Below are 15,363 nucleotides of genomic sequence, written 5' to 3' on the forward strand. Positions count from 1 at the left end.
GTCGCGAGAAGTGAGTAAAAGAAAGCAAATGTAACTGAAGGAGCATAGATTAAGATTAGTTCGAATTATCCTTATGATGGTTTCGATAATCCTGAAATAAAATTACATAAACAATATTTTAGTAAGGAGATTTGCGTTGCCTTCACTTTGAACCTCCATACTATTTATGCACTAGTCATGTCGAGATCATCTTAAACACAGCAAGCTTACTGACAGTTAAGGTGGGGGAACTTTAGCTAATTGATAAACTTAAAATTGCACCGCTAATGACATATGCATCATAAGTTTGTTAGGACTCGACCAGAAGTGCGATAGGCTAGATTTTTATACTAGCGAACGATTTAGCGCTAGGTAATTCGGCTTTCACTAGATCAACAAGTCGACTGTGGACCATTTTCGATTCCTGATGAGTTTCAATCCAAACTGACACTTACTTTTCAGCAAGTGTGCTAGTGTCTTTCTTGTTATTTATTAAATAATTAATAAATGCCTATATGGTAAAGAGAGTTGTGGGCAGCTATCTCGAGCAGTAGACTGGCGCTAGCCAGAGAGTCTGACTTTGAGGGGGGCATTCTACATGAACCTTGGATTCTGCCACCGCAAAGCTGATATTGAATTTGATGGAGATGGATAATGAACGACAGTTGGGCTAATTTCTTTCCTTACTTTGCTGGAGCTTTTAAGCTTATTGTATTAGGGATAGGAGCCTACTTAGCCATTAAATGGCATTTTGACGAAGAGCGAAGGGTAAGAGAAGCGGAAGGTGTGGTGTTTGATAACCCAAGTCTCATGAAAAAGTTTGCGAAGACGCTAACTCTGCCATTCCTTTTGTGTCTTCTCGTTCTTCTTGTTATATATGCTACCAACTGGTTCCTGTACTGACAGCGTTATTGTTTGTTGTAGTAAAGTTGAATGCTGCCACCTCTGAGAGTCGAGCCGTAGTTGAAGTTAACGCCTATGCCGAAATTGTCCAACCAATCAAAGGGCTTTGGTGCATAAAATAGCCATCCTATAGAAGCTTCGTAGTAATGCGGACTTCCCAGTTCATCGCTTAAATCATGCGAAAGGTCGACTCTTTTAATCCCGGTAAATAAAGCTTGCTCACCGTGATAAATATTGTAGTAACCGGTGATTTCATTAGATAGGTACCAACCTTTAGGGTTGCCTATATTGCCGTTATTTGCGCTTCCCCAGCTGTGCCCAATGAATGAATTCAATGTCGAACTGGCATGCCATTTCCCCCAACTTGTGGGAGACGTGTATTTGGCTTTAATGGATGGTTGAACTATTGCCGCCCATGCTGAAACGTTAACGGCACGGCCGTCTAGGATTCTTCCAATGATGGAGGAAAGTTTATTATCGGTAGAGAATGAGTTTTCATAACGCATAAGGTGAGTCGTCGTTCTGGTGCTAAGGGTGACGTTTTCACTTGCTTTGTATAGATACCCATAACCAATCGACGCGCCGTATGTCCTTTCCTTGAGAAGATCCTTACTTGTGCCGAATAGTTTGAGATCATTCTCTGTTTGTATCGTAAACGCCTTAAACGACAGCTCATGTAAATCCTCGCTGCCCTCAATGTCAAAGTTAGTCGTGTAAGGGAGAACATATACGGATTTGCTTCGACGTTCATTGATTGACTCGTCAGTCCCGAACTCTGGGTTGGCGGTATCAAATAATGCATTCGGATCAAAGTCGCCAATACCAAACGCAATTGCGTCAGTATCGGACAGCAACACCGCGATAGAAAAACGTTGTTGAAGAAGGTTGCTAATTTCCTTATCTAGTGGATCCGCATGAGCAGTATGAGGTAGAGAGAGTAGGAGAGCGAGCGAAACGACTCGCCACTCCACTGAGGCGAAGTTGGGTTGGAACATTTTGGCTCTTTTAAATGGTTCATGCATGGAGTTTTCGGACGTGTCGGTACGCTAACATTAGTTTAATCGTTGAATGGTCTGTGTAACTTTGAGAAATCTATGTTTTCTCATATTGATATGAAAAAGTTCCTTAAACGAGTTTAGCTTCAATGTGTATGCTGCACCAGATTTGTTTAGCAACATCATTCTTTTCTGAAGATGTAGCAAGACTTTGTGGCTAGGTTGCATTATTTTCTTGAATGCGTCTCTTGAAAGCAAAATAGCAAACTTTTTTATTGCCTTGGCGCTCAAGAAAATCTGAATCGTTCACTGTGCTACTGGTTAACTTCGAAAACTTGTAAGCATCCTGTCTGCCAACATCACGACTAATATCCTCACGGAGTAACCCTAAATACGTCAGATAAACAATGGTTTTTTTGAGCTTTAGAAGAAATGTTCGGACCTTTGCATATTACGCGGTCGTGCTCAATCCAAAAACTGTATTTTGTATGTGTTCTCAGTAAATCATTGATTCGATCTATTCTTCAAAATGTGGTCCCTTTTAATTCACTTTCTGTTACATATTTTTCGTTTTGAAAGAGCATTTTAATTTGCATCTTTTGAAAAGATCTCTTTGTTAAATTTTGTATAAAATCAACTAATTGTTGAAATTAGAACCCTTGTCAAAAAGTCATTAGATTTCATGTTTAATAGCCTCTTTTACCTAATGGTATACTCTATTTGTTTGATATAATTTCCGGCAGTTTGTATACCATAAATAAAGAGAGTCTATTCATGTTCCAGAACTTAACGATCAAGCAGAAGATAGTGATTCCGCTGTCATTGATTATTGGATTGTTTATTGTGAGCTCTGTATTAAACGTTATGACAAGTTGGAAGCAATCTGAATTGAGTGAGACACTCAACGAACAGATCGTGCCGAACTTATTAACGATTGAGGATGCTTATCGCGATCTTTACCAAGCAACATCTGCAATCCAAGGTGTTGCACTTTCTGATACTCAAAACGATATTGATCATCACATCGGTGAATACAAAGACAACGCCTACAAAGCACTGCCACGTATGGAACAAATGATTGAGCTATCACAAGCCGGTGTGATGCCTTCTACACATGGTAATGAAGTTCGAACGCTTGTCTCTTTGGGTGAAAAATGGTTAGTAAGTTATGAAGCGATGCTACGTTTACCTCAATCTCAATGGCGTGGTTACTATAATGAGCACAAACATACCTTTGAAGACCAATTTATCGAGGTTAGAGCGCAGCTTAACGTTGTAAAAGATGCAATAGAAGAAAAGCAAAGCCAATTGAAGGACGAAATATCAGCGGCTGCAACAAGAGCAGAACTCATTCTTGAGGCTGGCATTGTGATTGTTATTTTTGCCGCTATCGCGATGGCTTTTTTGTTGTTACAAACGGTTGTGAAGCCTATCAATGATATTAAAAATGCGATGACAGAAATTGCGTCCGGTGAAGGTGATCTAAGTCAGCGAATCGATGTAAAAACACAAGACGAAATTGGCAATTTAGCAGACGCATTTAACCAGTTTGTGTCCAAAATTCAAATGACAGTCGCTCAGGTAATTGAAAGCTCAAATACCTTACGTAACGAAATGGCAAATCTTAGCTCGTTGACCACGACCATCGCGAACTCGACCGTTTCTCAGCAAAAAGATAGCGAGGCGGTAGCGGCGGCAGTGCATGAAATGCAAGTCACCAGCAGAAATGTAAGCGATAGCGCTAACGAAGCTGCGGTTGCGAGCCAAACAGCGAATGATGAACTTACCAATACCAATGTTATTTTGGATCAAACGGTTAGCTCAATTCGTAGCCTCGCAAGTGAAATCGAAAGCGCAAGCCACGTCATTAACACATTGGATCATGATGTGAGTAACATTGCGTCCGTACTGGATGTAATTCGTGGTATTGCCGAGCAAACAAACTTATTAGCGCTTAACGCAGCCATTGAAGCGGCTCGCGCTGGAGAGCAAGGGCGAGGCTTTGCTGTGGTAGCGGACGAGGTTCGTTCTTTAGCCAGTCGTACGCAACAGAGTACGGGAGAAATCCAAACCATGATTGAAAAGCTACAATCTGGTGCAGGACAAGCTGTAGAAGTGATGCGCGGTAGCCAAAATAGCAGTGATGAAACGATCAAGTCCGCTGGCCGAGCGAGTGAATCCCTTTCTGAAATCTTGAACGCGATTTCACGTATGAACGAGATGAATACACACATTGCAACGGCTGCGAGCCAGCAAAGTACAGTAAGTGACGAAGTAAATAGCAATGTACAAGGCATTGCAGACAGTAGCACTTCAATTGTGGAAATCGTAAACCAAGCGCAAGCTTCTTTAGCCATGTTGTCAGAGCAAACTCAACGTTTAGATCATCAGGTCAGTCAGTTCAAAGTATAAGCTTGAGAACAGCAGTCTCACTGATGAAATAACCCGCTTCTTAGCGGGTTATTTTTTAGATAAGTGGCGAACCTGACTTGTGAAATATCGACTATATTTACAATCCTTTCTCACTTTAGTTCGTATACCAGAGTGGCCAAAAACCCTAGACAGCAGTAACAAACTCTGTACAGCGTGATGATGCTTTTATCATCACTTTTGCTGCTTTTTAACCATTGTAATTGCTCACAGGAAAATGTGATTTCCAACCCAAAATCTTCAAATTTGAGAACTTCATAACACCTTTACCATAAACGTTTTTCGTAAGCGTATAGAACTGTAAATTTTGTTGTATGTACAACACTGGGTATTTATCATCCTAATTAATTTGTTCTGGATATACATCCGTTAGTCATTATTAAGTCATTCTAGAAGCTTTTAATAAGGAATCTTGAAGGCTTGTCGGTAGATAAGAGAGAAAAATTCATGAGACGTAAAACCACGCTATCTCTGCTGATTGCGTCGAGCCTTTTTGTGGTTGGATGTCAACCTAGCGAAGAAGGATCGAGCCAAGGTGGTGGTCCTGCGCCCGCAACCGAAGTAGAAGTGTTAACAGTGCAGCCAACGCGCCAAGCATTGACAGTAGAGTTGCCGGGTCGTAGCAGAGCATTCAAAGAAGCAGAAGTTCGTCCGCAAGTCACTGGCATTATTTCGGAGCGAAATTTTGTTGAAGGTGGCCTTGTTGAACAAGGACAGTCGCTATATCAAATTGATGATTCATCATTTCAGGCGGATTTGCTGAGCGCTGAAGCGGAATTAATCCGTGCGCAAGCTGCGGCAGAGTCGACCTATGCCACGGTGAAGCGTTACAGAACCTTGATCACCAAAAAATCCATCAGCCAACAAGACTTGGATGAAGCAGAAGCGGCATACAAAGAAGCGAAAGCGCAGGTCTTAGTCGCAAAAGCCAAGATCAACACAGCAAAAATCAACTTAGATTATACGCAAGTCAAAGCTCCGATTAGCGGGGTGATCGGTAAATCGAGTGTGACAGCGGGTGCGTTGGTTACGGCTAATCAAGCTGCCAAATTAGCGACCATTCAGCAGCTTGACCCTATCAATGTTGATATTGTGCAATCATCCGCGCAACTGCTGCGTTTGAAAGCATCACTCTCCCAAGGCCATATGCAAGAAGATGACTCTGCGCAAGTTACATTGATGCTTGAAGATGGCAGCACTTACGAACACAAAGGCACAATGAAATTTACTGAGGTTAATGTGAACGAAAGTACGGGCAGCGTGACGCTTCGTGCCGAATTCCCAAACCCTGACGGTTTGTTGCTACCTGGAATGTTTGTTCGTGCGACGGTCATTACTGGTGTCGACCCTGATGCGATTCTAATACCACAAAATACGGTATCTCGTGATGCGACAGGTAAAGCGACAGTGATGACGGTTAATGGCGAGAACAAAGTGGAAGCGAAACCAGTGAAGACAGCTGAAGCGATCAATAGCCAATGGCGCATTATTGATGGTTTGAACGCGGGTGATAAAGTCATTACCGCCGGTTTACAAAAGGTAGGGCCAGGCAGTTCGGTAACTATCCAAAACGGTGAACAGGAGTAATCATGGCACGATTTTTTATCGATCGTCCGGTATTTGCTTGGGTTCTCGCGATTCTAACGATGTTGGCGGGGGTAATGTCATTATTCAATTTACCCGTCTCGCAATACCCAACGATTTCACCGACGACGATCACCATCAGTGCTCGCTATCCAGGTGCATCAGCAAAAACCGTTGAAGACTCGGTAACGCAGGTTATCGAGCAAAACATGACAGGATTAGATTACCTTCGCTACCTATCATCGAGCAGTGATGCATTTGGTAATGCGACAATTACCCTGACGTTTGATAGCGAAGCTGATCCTGATATCGCGCAAGTACAGGTGCAGAACAAACTGCAATTGGCATTGACTTCATTGCCGATGGAGGTACAAAACCAAGGTATTGTCGTCAATAAATCCAATACGGCATTTCTCATGGTTGTCGCAGTTTATTCTGAAGATCCTGACTTTACAGAAAACGATATCGGCGACTTTGTTGTAACGAATATTCAAGACCCGATAAGTCGTGTAACTGGCGTAGGACAAGTGCAGGCGTTTGGTGCGCAGTATGCGATGCGAGTTTGGCTAGATCCATTTAAGCTTACGCAGTTCAACTTGACCGCGATCGACGTAGCAAATGCAATCAGTGAACAGAACGCGCAAGTTTCTTCAGGTCAACTTGGTGCGGCACCTGCGCAGGAAGGTCAGTTGTTGAATGCTACGATTTCTTCTGCAAGTCGTTTGAGCAGTGTAGAAGAGTTCCAAGACATCATTCTTAAGTCCGACGCCAGTGGTTCGAATGTTTATTTGAAAGATGTAGCTCGCGTTGAGCGTGGTGCAGAAAGTTATGATATTCGAGGCCAATATAATGGCTTCCCAGCATCGGGGTTAGGTATTTCATTAGGTACTGGCGCAAACGCGCTTGAGACCGCCAATGCGGTAAAAGAGCGCTTAGAGCAACTGAGTGCAACGTTCCCAGAAGGGTTGCAGATTGCTTACCCATTTGAAACAACGCCATTCGTCAAAGCCTCGATTCAAGAAGTGGTTAAAACGCTATTAGAAGCCATTCTTCTTGTGTTCTTAATCATGTACCTGTTCTTGCAGAACTTCCGTGCGACGATCATTCCAACGATCGCAGTGCCTGTCGTATTGCTCGGAACCTTCGCTATTTTGTACGCGACTGGATTTAGCGTAAACACGTTAACCATGTTCGCGATGGTTCTGGCTATCGGTTTGCTGGTGGATGATGCCATCGTTGTGGTAGAAAACGTCGAGCGTGTGATGCATGAAGATGGTTTAGAGCCCAAAGAAGCGACCAAAAAATCGATGGGACAGATTACTGGTGCCCTGATTGGTGTCGGTTTGACGCTTTCAGCGGTATTCGTCCCTATGGCGTTTATGTCTGGTTCTACCGGGGTTATTTACCGTCAGTTTTCAATAACTATTGTGGCGGCTATGACGCTTTCCGTTTTGGTTGCGATAATTCTGACTCCAGCATTGTGTGCTACGTTGCTGAAAAAAGGCGATGCTGAGCTTCTAGAGAAGAAAGGCTTCTTTGGCTGGTTTAACCGCAAGTTTGATGCGATGACAGCAGGCTATGAAACCGGCGTTGCCAAACTTCTAAAACGCACAGGTCGCATGTTGGTTGTATTTTTGGCAATGAGTGCAGGTGCTGGCTGGTTATTTATGAACCTTCCGACGTCATTCTTGCCGGATGAAGACCAAGGCACGGTATTCTCAATGGCCATTTTGCCGCCTAACTCAACGCAAGAGCAGACGGAAAAAACACTTGAGAAAATGCGCGACTTTTACCTTGTGGATGAGAAAGACAACGTGAAATCCGTTTTCTCCGTTGCGGGCTTTAGTTTTGCAGGCCAAGGCCAAAACATGGGGATGGCATTTATCGGCCTGAAAGATTGGTCTGAGCGTGAAGCGCCTGACGCTGATGCGGCTTCCATTACGGGCCGAGCGATGGGGCACTTCTCTACCATTAAAGAAGCTTTGGTGTTTGCGTTCGCCCCTCCAGCGATTCAAGAGCTAGGTAACTCGACAGGTTTCGATTTCTATCTCCAAGACTCGTTGAATAAAGGGCACGATGCATTAGTTGCGGCTCAAGGGCAACTTCTGGGCATGGCAGCACAAAACCCAAAACTTGTCGGTGTTCGTCCAAACGGTCAGGCAGATGCGCCAATGTACAAAGTGAACATTGACCACGTCAAACTTCGTGCTTTGGATGTCAGTATCAATGACGTAAACCAAATCCTGTCAGCTGCATGGGGCGGGGCTTACATTAACGATTATATTGACCGAGGTCGTGTGAAGAAAGTGATGGTGCAAAGTGATGCGGAATACCGCATGCAGCCAAAAGACTTCGATTCATGGTACGTACGCAACGCTAAAGGAGAGATGGTGCCTTTCTCTGCTTTTGCGAGTGGCGAGTGGACCTATGGTTCTCCTCTTTTGCAGCGCTTTGATGGTTTGCCAGCAATGAATATTCAAGGCGGTGCAGCTCCTGGTGTAAGTACTGGTGAAGCCATGGAAGAAATTGAAGCAATGGTAGAAAAGCTACCAGAAGGTTTCACGGTGAACTGGAATGGTATTTCGTATGAAGAGCGCCTTTCCGGAAACCAAGCGCCGATGCTATATGCGCTATCTATCCTCGTCGTATTCTTAGTTCTTGCCGCTTTGTATGAAAGTTGGTCAGTACCTTTCGCCGTGGTGTTAGTTGTTCCTCTTGGTGTGCTTGGTGCTGTGCTTGCGGTAATGACGCGCAGTATGGATAACGATGTGTTCTTCCAGGTGAGCTTATTAACGACGGTCGGCTTGGCAACCAAAAACGCCATTCTGATTGTTGAGTTTGCAAAGGACTACTATGAGAAAGGCGCTGGGCTTATCGAAGCAACCTTACATGCTGTTCGCGTTCGTCTGCGCCCAATTATCATGACATCGCTTGCTTTTGGTTTGGGTGTGGTACCACTTGCTATCAGTTCAGGTGTGGGATCGGCAGGTCAAAACGCAGTGGGTACCGGCGTACTTGGTGGCATGATCAGTGCCACGATATTGGGTATATTCTTCGTCCCAATCTTCTTTGTAGTGGTTGAGCGATTGTTTGATCGACGTGCGAGAAAAGAGTCGGAGGCAGAGTTGTCTGAGACCAGCACTAAACCCACTCAGCAAAGCGAGTAGGACTTGCTTGTTTTAACTGAGTTATACTAGTGATAATAAACACGATTAAAGGGCGCTTCGGCGCTCTTTATTTTATGTTTTCACTTGGTGGTTACCGTCTATGACGCGAGCCTGAAAGACGGCGTGTTGTGTGCAGTATCAGCACAGCCTTTTCGGCCGAATGAAAGCCTAAAGAAGAAAAACGACGATGAAAGATCAGAAAATTTCCCCAATTTCCGTTTTGGATCAAAGCCCTATGTTTGTCTGCGGTGTGATGCAGCGCATGTACCGCAATCGTGCCCAAGCCGAGCTGTCTCGGCAAAATTTGATGACACTAGAAATGGCAAGTGCACTGGCCGCTTTAGAAGAATTTCAACCTATGAGCCAGCAAGCGTTGGCTGATGCGGTTCGAACTGAGCGAAGTGTAGCAAAGCGGATGGTGGACAATCTGGAAAAGAGAGGGTTTGTTCAAGTTTCTAAAAGTAAATCGAATCAGCGCCTTAAAATGCTAAGCATGACAAAAGAGGGAGCAAATGCTTTAAAGCAAGTTCATCAAATCATGACGAATTTACAGAAAGAGTTTTTTTCTTGTTTGTCGGAATCTGAAGCGAGTGAATTTTTTCGTCTGGTAAGAAAGCTCACTTTTGCGAATCACGACCAGTAACTTACATCAATGCCGTCTAGCGTCTTTATTTTATCGCTGGCCAATTATATTAAGTTGTAGAACTTAAGAAATAGGATGCCCAACGTACAGGTCACGGTAGAAAGCACCGTAGTGAGTGCGATGATATTTGCAGCTAACGTGGCATTGCCTCCCATGGAACGCGCCATGACATAGCTGGCAGCAGCGACTGGAGAGGCGTTCATAAAGAAAAGAATACCTAGCTCAATTCCTCGAAACCCTACTAAGTAAGCTCCCATGGTGATGATGACTGGCGCTACGATGAGCTTGTAACTGCTCGCAAACCAAGATGGACCTTTCTCTTTTCTCATCAAGCTAAAGTCAAGTGAGCCGCCCGTACACAACAGCGCCAAAGGCAATGTCATTTTGGACAAGTAGTCTCCTGCGTCAATAACCACATTCGGTACTGGAATAGCGAGTAAATAAAAAGCCATTCCTAGAACAATGGAGATTATGAGCGGATTCCTAGTCAGTGTTCGGCCCATCATCTTTGCTGCTTGCGAGGCAGACGTTGCCCCCTTGGGCGATAAGCAAATTACCGCTTGGACGTTATAAATAAATGTGGTGACCGCGACATAGAGCGCTGCTAGCGCCACACCTTGAGAACCATACGCATTGGCAACGTAAGCGATGCCAATAATACCTGTATTTGCTCGGAACCCACCTTGGATAAGAACGCCTTGGTCAGGCGATGCTTTGAACAGAAGTTTGACGGAAAGGTAGGTGAAAATGAAAAACGAAATACTAGCGATGACGCCGAAATTGACAAATCCACTTGCCGCGGAAAAGTCGTGTTCTGAAGCCACAATGCTGACAAATAACATTGCAGGCAAGGTAACTTGAAACACCAGTTTAGAGCCTACTTCGATAAAATTATCGTTGATTAGACCAAAGCGCTTAAAAAGAACGCCAAGTACCAACATCAAACAGATAGGTCCGGTTATCGACAAAGAGAATTGCAACTGATGTAAAACAGCTTCCATGTAAGTATCCGCAGCAAAAGAAAAAAGTGTTCCTGTTGCCTATTAAGCCACAAACCCGGAGGGTAGGATAGTAACGTGATGAAATTTTCTTCTGTTGTAGGTTCCGGAGTCATTTACACTCCAAGTTATGGACGAGGTCCCAATTTAACAAAGCGGTACTGGTCCTACGTGCGATATGTTGGTTAACTCGTTGTCGTGATGCATCCACATGCGTATTAGATGTGAGGGCTGGTCATCGTAGTTATGGATAGGAGTTCATCAATGAAAAGGAAACACAACAAAACTGTACTGTGTGCGTTTGTCTCTGGTTCGGTATTTGGTGCGGTTTTGGTCATTGCGATGTCTTTACCAATGTAATCCTCTTAATTGGCTGTTGGAACACTCACACTAATTCAGTACAAAACAGATTGAGTTCTGCGGTGTGTGCTGTTAGTTTAAAAAACATGAAAATACACGTTCGCCCTTCATTAACAACCTTCTCTTGGTGGCGCTCTAAATAGAGCGGCGCGGAATACTTACATTCTTAAGCTGCTGGATGGTAGCTAAGAGTGTTTGATCTTTTTATCTCCAGTAGCGATCTATTAAATACTTGGAGACAAATATGAATAGCCATAAAAATACATCTCAGCGTGAAATTATACTTACCGGAGATCGAGCAACAGGTCCATTACACCTCGGGCACTATATTGGTTCATTGCAACAACGAGTCAAATTGCAAACGGAGCACGAGCAAACGATCTTGGTTGCGGACATGCAAGGGCTGACGGATAACGCGCATAACCCATCAAAGGTATCCTCTAATATTCTCAATGTCGTTGCAGATTATTTGGCTGTTGGTATCAACCCCGCTCAAACTACGATCACGTTGCAGTCTCAAATTCCAGCGTTAGCCGAGTTGACAATGTATTACAGTAATCTTGTTTCTATCGCACGATTAGAGCGAAACCCCACGGTTAAAAATGAGATTCAAAGTAAAGGCTTTGAACGCTCTATTCCCGCAGGCTTTTTAACGTATCCAATTTCTCAAGCTGCTGATATTACGGGGTTTCATGCGACGCTAGTACCAGTGGGTGATGACCAGCTGCCGATGTTAGAGCAAACTAATGAAATCGTGAGAAAAATAAACCACCTGGGTGGAAAAGAGGTTCTTAGGGAATGCCGTCCATTACTTAGCGATGCACCTCGTTTGCCGAGTACTGACGGTAAAAATAAGATGTCTAAAAGCATGGGGAACGCAATCAACTTAGGCGCCTCCGAAAAGGAGATTTCCGCGGCAGTGAAATCTATGTATACCGATCCCAATCATCTGAAAATTGAGGACCCTGGCCAAGTCGAAGGGAATATTGTATTCATCTACCTCGATGCTTTTCATCCTGATAAAAATTATGTCGAACAGCTAAAAGACCACTATCGACGAGGTGGATTAGGTGATGGTTTGACCAAGAAAGTGTTAGAAGAATGCTTACAAGAGATGCTTCGCCCTATTCGAGAAAAGCGCGCTATGTATTTGAATGATAAAGCGCAGCTGATTGATATTTTAAAACAAGGTAGTGAGCGTTCTCGCGAGAAAACCGAAAAAGTGCTATTTGATGTGAAAGATGTATTTGGTTTAAATTTGTTCTGAATTAAAAGTAGAGAGTTGAACATAAGGCACGACGGCTGGTTAGCAACGTGCCTTTTTAAGTTCCCAGTCAGTCAAAGCGCATTATTAAGAAGAAAAAAATTCACGACGAAAATCCGCGACTTCTTGTTGGTAATAGCTTTGCCATTCCGGTTCTGACAAATGTGAATGGCTAGAGGCTCTTTGCGTTCTTAGTTTGGACTCAAGTTGCTGTAATGCTTGTTGATAATCTTTGACTCGTTTTTTTTGCTCTGTAATTTGCTGCTGACGAGCATGAATGTTTTTACTTTCTTCTTTCGTTAAGTAAGTTCGTTCTAGCTCTGCGATGAGCGCCAAGCGATCTGGTAGGCTTATACTATTAGGAATCAGGGTGACCGCACGCTCATATTTTTCCTGGTCGCTTGTTAGCCCGATAGCACCTGCATGTTCTTGCCAGTCAATGGTGAGTTGCTCGAAAGCTCGCAAAAAGTTATCTGGGCTTTGAGTGTCCAGCTTTTGGGCTTCTAAGTTGAAATCGTACAGCGCGAACTCATCCGCGAAAACAACATCAGCCAATTCTCCCCAGATGCGTCTTGCTTCGTTCTTCAGCTGTGCAATACGCGACGCCAGTGATTGCTGCTCATCAAATAACAAATTTCCTACACTCTCTTGCCATTGGCTGCTGAGCTGAGGGTAGTTCGCCAAAAGCTGGAATCGAGCTGAAGATAAATGCGCCTCAAACAAGGCGACCTGCTCTTCACAACTACGGTCCAACATACACTCTTGCCAAAACGTCTCAAGTTCAGCGACAAGTTTCCTGCCTTTGAGTTGAGTTAATCGCTCAGTCGTTATTTGAACTGTGGAAGGGAGCTTAGTTGTTTGTGGTGAAGTATCTGTATCGGGCACGATGCTGCTTGTTTGTGGTGAGGTACTGGAGACACTCTGATTTTTTGTCTTAGGGGAAGGAGAGGAAGCGAGCTCTTTTTTTTGAACATCGTGATTGAAAGTTAAAAATATCATGCCCGCCATAATGGCGGACATGATTATCAAAGCGATTTTCTTCATGGCTTGATTGTTGCGCTTACTGGGAAATGGTCAGAAAGGTTGTAGTGTTTCCATAAACTCTCTGCGGTTGTGCGGGGCACGTCTACACGGTTGTCATTGAATGATTTCACCCCGTACTCACTACTCACCATAACATAGTCAAGGTATTCCACGTTTTCGCCACCTGATAACGCTTCACCTGCGAAGTTATTGATACGGGGATCAAAGGTTGACTCCGTGTAACCAGAGTAGTGAGGCTCTATGGCACTTAAGTTAGCGATCATTTGTTGGTAGTCACCAGGGAACTTTCTTTTGTTTACGTTAAAGTCGCCGCTGTATACCACAGTTTCGCTTGAAGGAATGTTAAGAGATTGGGCGAGTGTGCGGATTTGTTTGAACTGGCGCTGACGATACTCACGGGCGGTGTCTGTATCGAAAGATGCGGTATGGGTAGCAAACACATGGTAAGCCTGACCACCTTTAATTATTTCCGCATAATTTACGCCTTTATCGGCAAAGCAGTCTGTACCAGAGCAATCGGGAAAGACATATTGCGCTTCGTTCACGATAGGGTAGCGACTAACTATGATTACGCCACCATCATGAATATTAACGCCTTCTTTATCTAACATCTTTGTTTGGTAAGGATATTCCTTGGCTAACTCACGTAAGAATGCTTCACGACCGCTGGCAAACACCTCTTGCAGCGCCAAAACATCGTAACCTTTTACATGTTGAGGAATCAGTTCGTAACGATCTCCAATGTGCGATGCAATAGCCGTCAACGCCCAGATGTTATAAGTCATCAACTTAAGGTTTTGTTCTTCGTTGTCGACAGACTCCGCTACCTTGCTTGGCGTGATGGTGTAGTAAAGATCATCATATCGAGCGGTACTGTCTGACTTAAATGCCAGTTCGGTTTCTCTCGTACCAAAAGCGTTAGTGTTGGCACGATGAATGTTACGATCATCTTTGAGAGATAACTCGACATCGGCTGCGGACAAGCCGTATTCAATGGTCGAATTGTACCAATGGCCTTCCATTATTTGATTGAGTGTTATGCTTTCACCTTCGGGGCTAGAAACCACCGTTTCAAAACGGTAAGTTTGATTTGATTTCACGCCCTCCCAGCGGTTGAAGCTTAATACAGATTTAGTTTCCCACGGACCAAGTACCTGCACATGTTGTTGCCATTCTTCTCCGTATTGAAGCAAATCACTGCCTTCATGTTTTACTTGAATAGTTAACGGTTGCTCAGAGTTATTCGTTAGGTAAACGTCGGTATCTGCAATGCTGGGTAACGCTATCAAGCTACTTAATAAAAGGCTCCACTGCGAAAATTTCATCTTATTTTTCCATCATTTGAACTAGAGCAATCATTCTTGTTTATAAATGTTACTTGCACGTTAAATATGGATGACATCTAAGCCAGTGTTGAAAATTGTTATCAGAATGTGATCTTTATTCAATGGTGAGGGTGGAGGTATTGAGTGTGTTGCCGTTGAAGCGGTGGAAAATAATACCAACAGTCAACGAATTGCATTCACTGCAATCAAGCTGTCATCTTTGCTCTATAAGTTGTGCGGCGTCATTCATCTAGCCATATGGCTAGAACTCAAATTGATAGATGGAGCACCATGGCTAGAGCAGTAAATCCAACCGATGAAACCATCATTAAATTGTTACAAGAGCAAGGTCTGATTAGAAGTGAAGCAGAAGCGCGTTTAAAGAAAGAGGTGTACCGCTTGCAGCCTAATGAGATAGCAAAAGTAAAAAATTATGCCCAGCATTTTGGGATAAACGCGAAAGAAAAGCTCATCGATGAGATCTTGGATCTGCGCCGAGAAGCGCTCATGAAAAGATGTAGACACAATAAGGAGCATACGAGCCTATCTCTAAAATAGCATGTGATAAAACTATCAATTACTGGTCAAGATTTGATCTCTCAAGCCGATGTATATAAGAGCGTTCAATGATATCGAGCGCAAAAAACAGTGTGTTTTAGAGGTTAAGCTTT

At 43.7% G+C, this 15,363-nt stretch carries 11 protein-coding genes; 7 read left to right on the forward strand and 4 right to left on the reverse strand.

Going from position 1 to position 15,363, the window contains the following annotated elements:
* Positions 1–633: 633 nt before the first annotated feature.
* Positions 634–882, forward strand: a complete 249-nt coding sequence (locus tag R7F07_RS09070; protein ID WP_005378271.1) for a hypothetical protein — start codon at positions 634–636, stop codon at positions 880–882.
* Between the two features lie 5 nt (positions 883–887).
* Here the strand turns inward: R7F07_RS09070 and R7F07_RS09075 are convergent, their stop codons facing one another.
* A complete protein-coding gene (locus R7F07_RS09075; protein ID WP_005388404.1) occupies positions 888–1,877 on the reverse strand; it encodes a Solitary outer membrane autotransporter beta-barrel domain in 990 nt (329 codons plus the stop codon).
* Positions 1,878–2,651: 774 nt separating this feature from the next.
* Between R7F07_RS09075 and R7F07_RS09080 the strand changes: the two genes are divergently transcribed.
* The 4 genes from R7F07_RS09080 to R7F07_RS09095 all read left to right on the forward strand — a co-directional run bounded on the left by R7F07_RS09080 (position 2,652) and on the right by R7F07_RS09095 (position 9,701).
* A complete protein-coding gene (locus R7F07_RS09080; protein ID WP_017635041.1) occupies positions 2,652–4,289 on the forward strand; it encodes a methyl-accepting chemotaxis protein in 1,638 nt (545 codons plus the stop codon).
* A gap of 465 nt (positions 4,290–4,754) precedes the next feature.
* The gene (locus R7F07_RS09085; RefSeq protein WP_042522092.1) at positions 4,755–5,894 is read left to right on the forward strand and encodes an efflux RND transporter periplasmic adaptor subunit; all 1,140 of its coding nucleotides are present in this window, start codon (positions 4,755–4,757) and stop codon (positions 5,892–5,894) included.
* A 2-nt stretch (positions 5,895–5,896) separates the two neighbouring features.
* Positions 5,897–9,058, forward strand: coding sequence for an efflux RND transporter permease subunit (locus R7F07_RS09090; protein WP_171342747.1), 3,162 nt, complete (start codon positions 5,897–5,899; stop codon positions 9,056–9,058).
* A gap of 187 nt (positions 9,059–9,245) precedes the next feature.
* The gene (locus R7F07_RS09095) at positions 9,246–9,701 is read left to right on the forward strand and encodes a MarR family winged helix-turn-helix transcriptional regulator (RefSeq protein ID WP_017635039.1); all 456 of its coding nucleotides are present in this window, start codon (positions 9,246–9,248) and stop codon (positions 9,699–9,701) included.
* 44 nt (positions 9,702–9,745) lie between these two features.
* Here R7F07_RS09095 and R7F07_RS09100 read toward each other — a convergent pair whose 3' ends face one another.
* Positions 9,746–10,702, reverse strand: a complete 957-nt coding sequence (locus R7F07_RS09100) for an AEC family transporter (protein ID WP_005388415.1) — start codon at positions 10,700–10,702, stop codon at positions 9,746–9,748.
* Positions 10,703–11,303: 601 nt separating this feature from the next.
* On the opposite strand from R7F07_RS09100, the gene trpS reads away from it, so the two are divergent.
* A complete protein-coding gene (gene trpS / locus R7F07_RS09105; RefSeq protein ID WP_025766897.1) occupies positions 11,304–12,326 on the forward strand; it encodes a tryptophan--tRNA ligase in 1,023 nt (340 codons plus the stop codon).
* 84 nt (positions 12,327–12,410) lie between these two features.
* Here trpS and R7F07_RS09110 read toward each other — a convergent pair whose 3' ends face one another.
* Positions 12,411–13,367, reverse strand: a complete 957-nt coding sequence (locus R7F07_RS09110; protein WP_171342746.1) for an ATP-dependent dsDNA exonuclease — start codon at positions 13,365–13,367, stop codon at positions 12,411–12,413.
* Positions 13,364–14,692 (reverse strand): sphingomyelin phosphodiesterase, encoded by a 1,329-nt coding sequence (locus R7F07_RS09115; RefSeq protein ID WP_171342745.1) that lies wholly within the window; start codon positions 14,690–14,692, stop codon positions 13,364–13,366. Before R7F07_RS09115 ends, R7F07_RS09110 begins: the two co-directional genes overlap by 4 nt.
* A gap of 291 nt (positions 14,693–14,983) precedes the next feature.
* Between R7F07_RS09115 and R7F07_RS09120 the strand changes: the two genes are divergently transcribed.
* The gene (locus R7F07_RS09120) at positions 14,984–15,250 is read left to right on the forward strand and encodes a hypothetical protein (protein ID WP_025766895.1); all 267 of its coding nucleotides are present in this window, start codon (positions 14,984–14,986) and stop codon (positions 15,248–15,250) included.
* Positions 15,251–15,363: the final 113 nt, after the last annotated feature.

The sequence above is a fragment of the Vibrio sp. YT-16 genome, assembly GCF_033337405.1.
Lineage (GTDB): Bacteria > Pseudomonadota > Gammaproteobacteria > Enterobacterales > Vibrionaceae > Vibrio > Vibrio alginolyticus.

Excerpts from the sequence above, each read along its gene's own strand:
- R7F07_RS09070 (WP_005378271.1), top strand. The coding sequence starts at position 634 with ATGAACGACAGTTGGGCTAATTTCTTTCCTTACTTTGCTGGAGCTTTT.
- R7F07_RS09075 (WP_005388404.1), bottom strand. The coding sequence starts at position 1,877 with ATGTTCCAACCCAACTTCGCCTCAGTGGAGTGGCGAGTCGTTTCGCTC.
- R7F07_RS09080 (WP_017635041.1), top strand. The coding sequence starts at position 2,652 with ATGTTCCAGAACTTAACGATCAAGCAGAAGATAGTGATTCCGCTGTCA.
- R7F07_RS09085 (WP_042522092.1), top strand. The coding sequence starts at position 4,755 with ATGAGACGTAAAACCACGCTATCTCTGCTGATTGCGTCGAGCCTTTTT.
- R7F07_RS09090 (WP_171342747.1), top strand. The coding sequence starts at position 5,897 with ATGGCACGATTTTTTATCGATCGTCCGGTATTTGCTTGGGTTCTCGCG.
- R7F07_RS09095 (WP_017635039.1), top strand. The coding sequence starts at position 9,246 with ATGAAAGATCAGAAAATTTCCCCAATTTCCGTTTTGGATCAAAGCCCT.
- R7F07_RS09100 (WP_005388415.1), bottom strand. The coding sequence starts at position 10,702 with ATGGAAGCTGTTTTACATCAGTTGCAATTCTCTTTGTCGATAACCGGA.
- trpS (WP_025766897.1), top strand. The coding sequence starts at position 11,304 with ATGAATAGCCATAAAAATACATCTCAGCGTGAAATTATACTTACCGGA.
- R7F07_RS09110 (WP_171342746.1), bottom strand. The coding sequence starts at position 13,367 with ATGAAGAAAATCGCTTTGATAATCATGTCCGCCATTATGGCGGGCATG.
- R7F07_RS09115 (WP_171342745.1), bottom strand. The coding sequence starts at position 14,692 with ATGAAATTTTCGCAGTGGAGCCTTTTATTAAGTAGCTTGATAGCGTTA.
- R7F07_RS09120 (WP_025766895.1), top strand. The coding sequence starts at position 14,984 with ATGGCTAGAGCAGTAAATCCAACCGATGAAACCATCATTAAATTGTTA.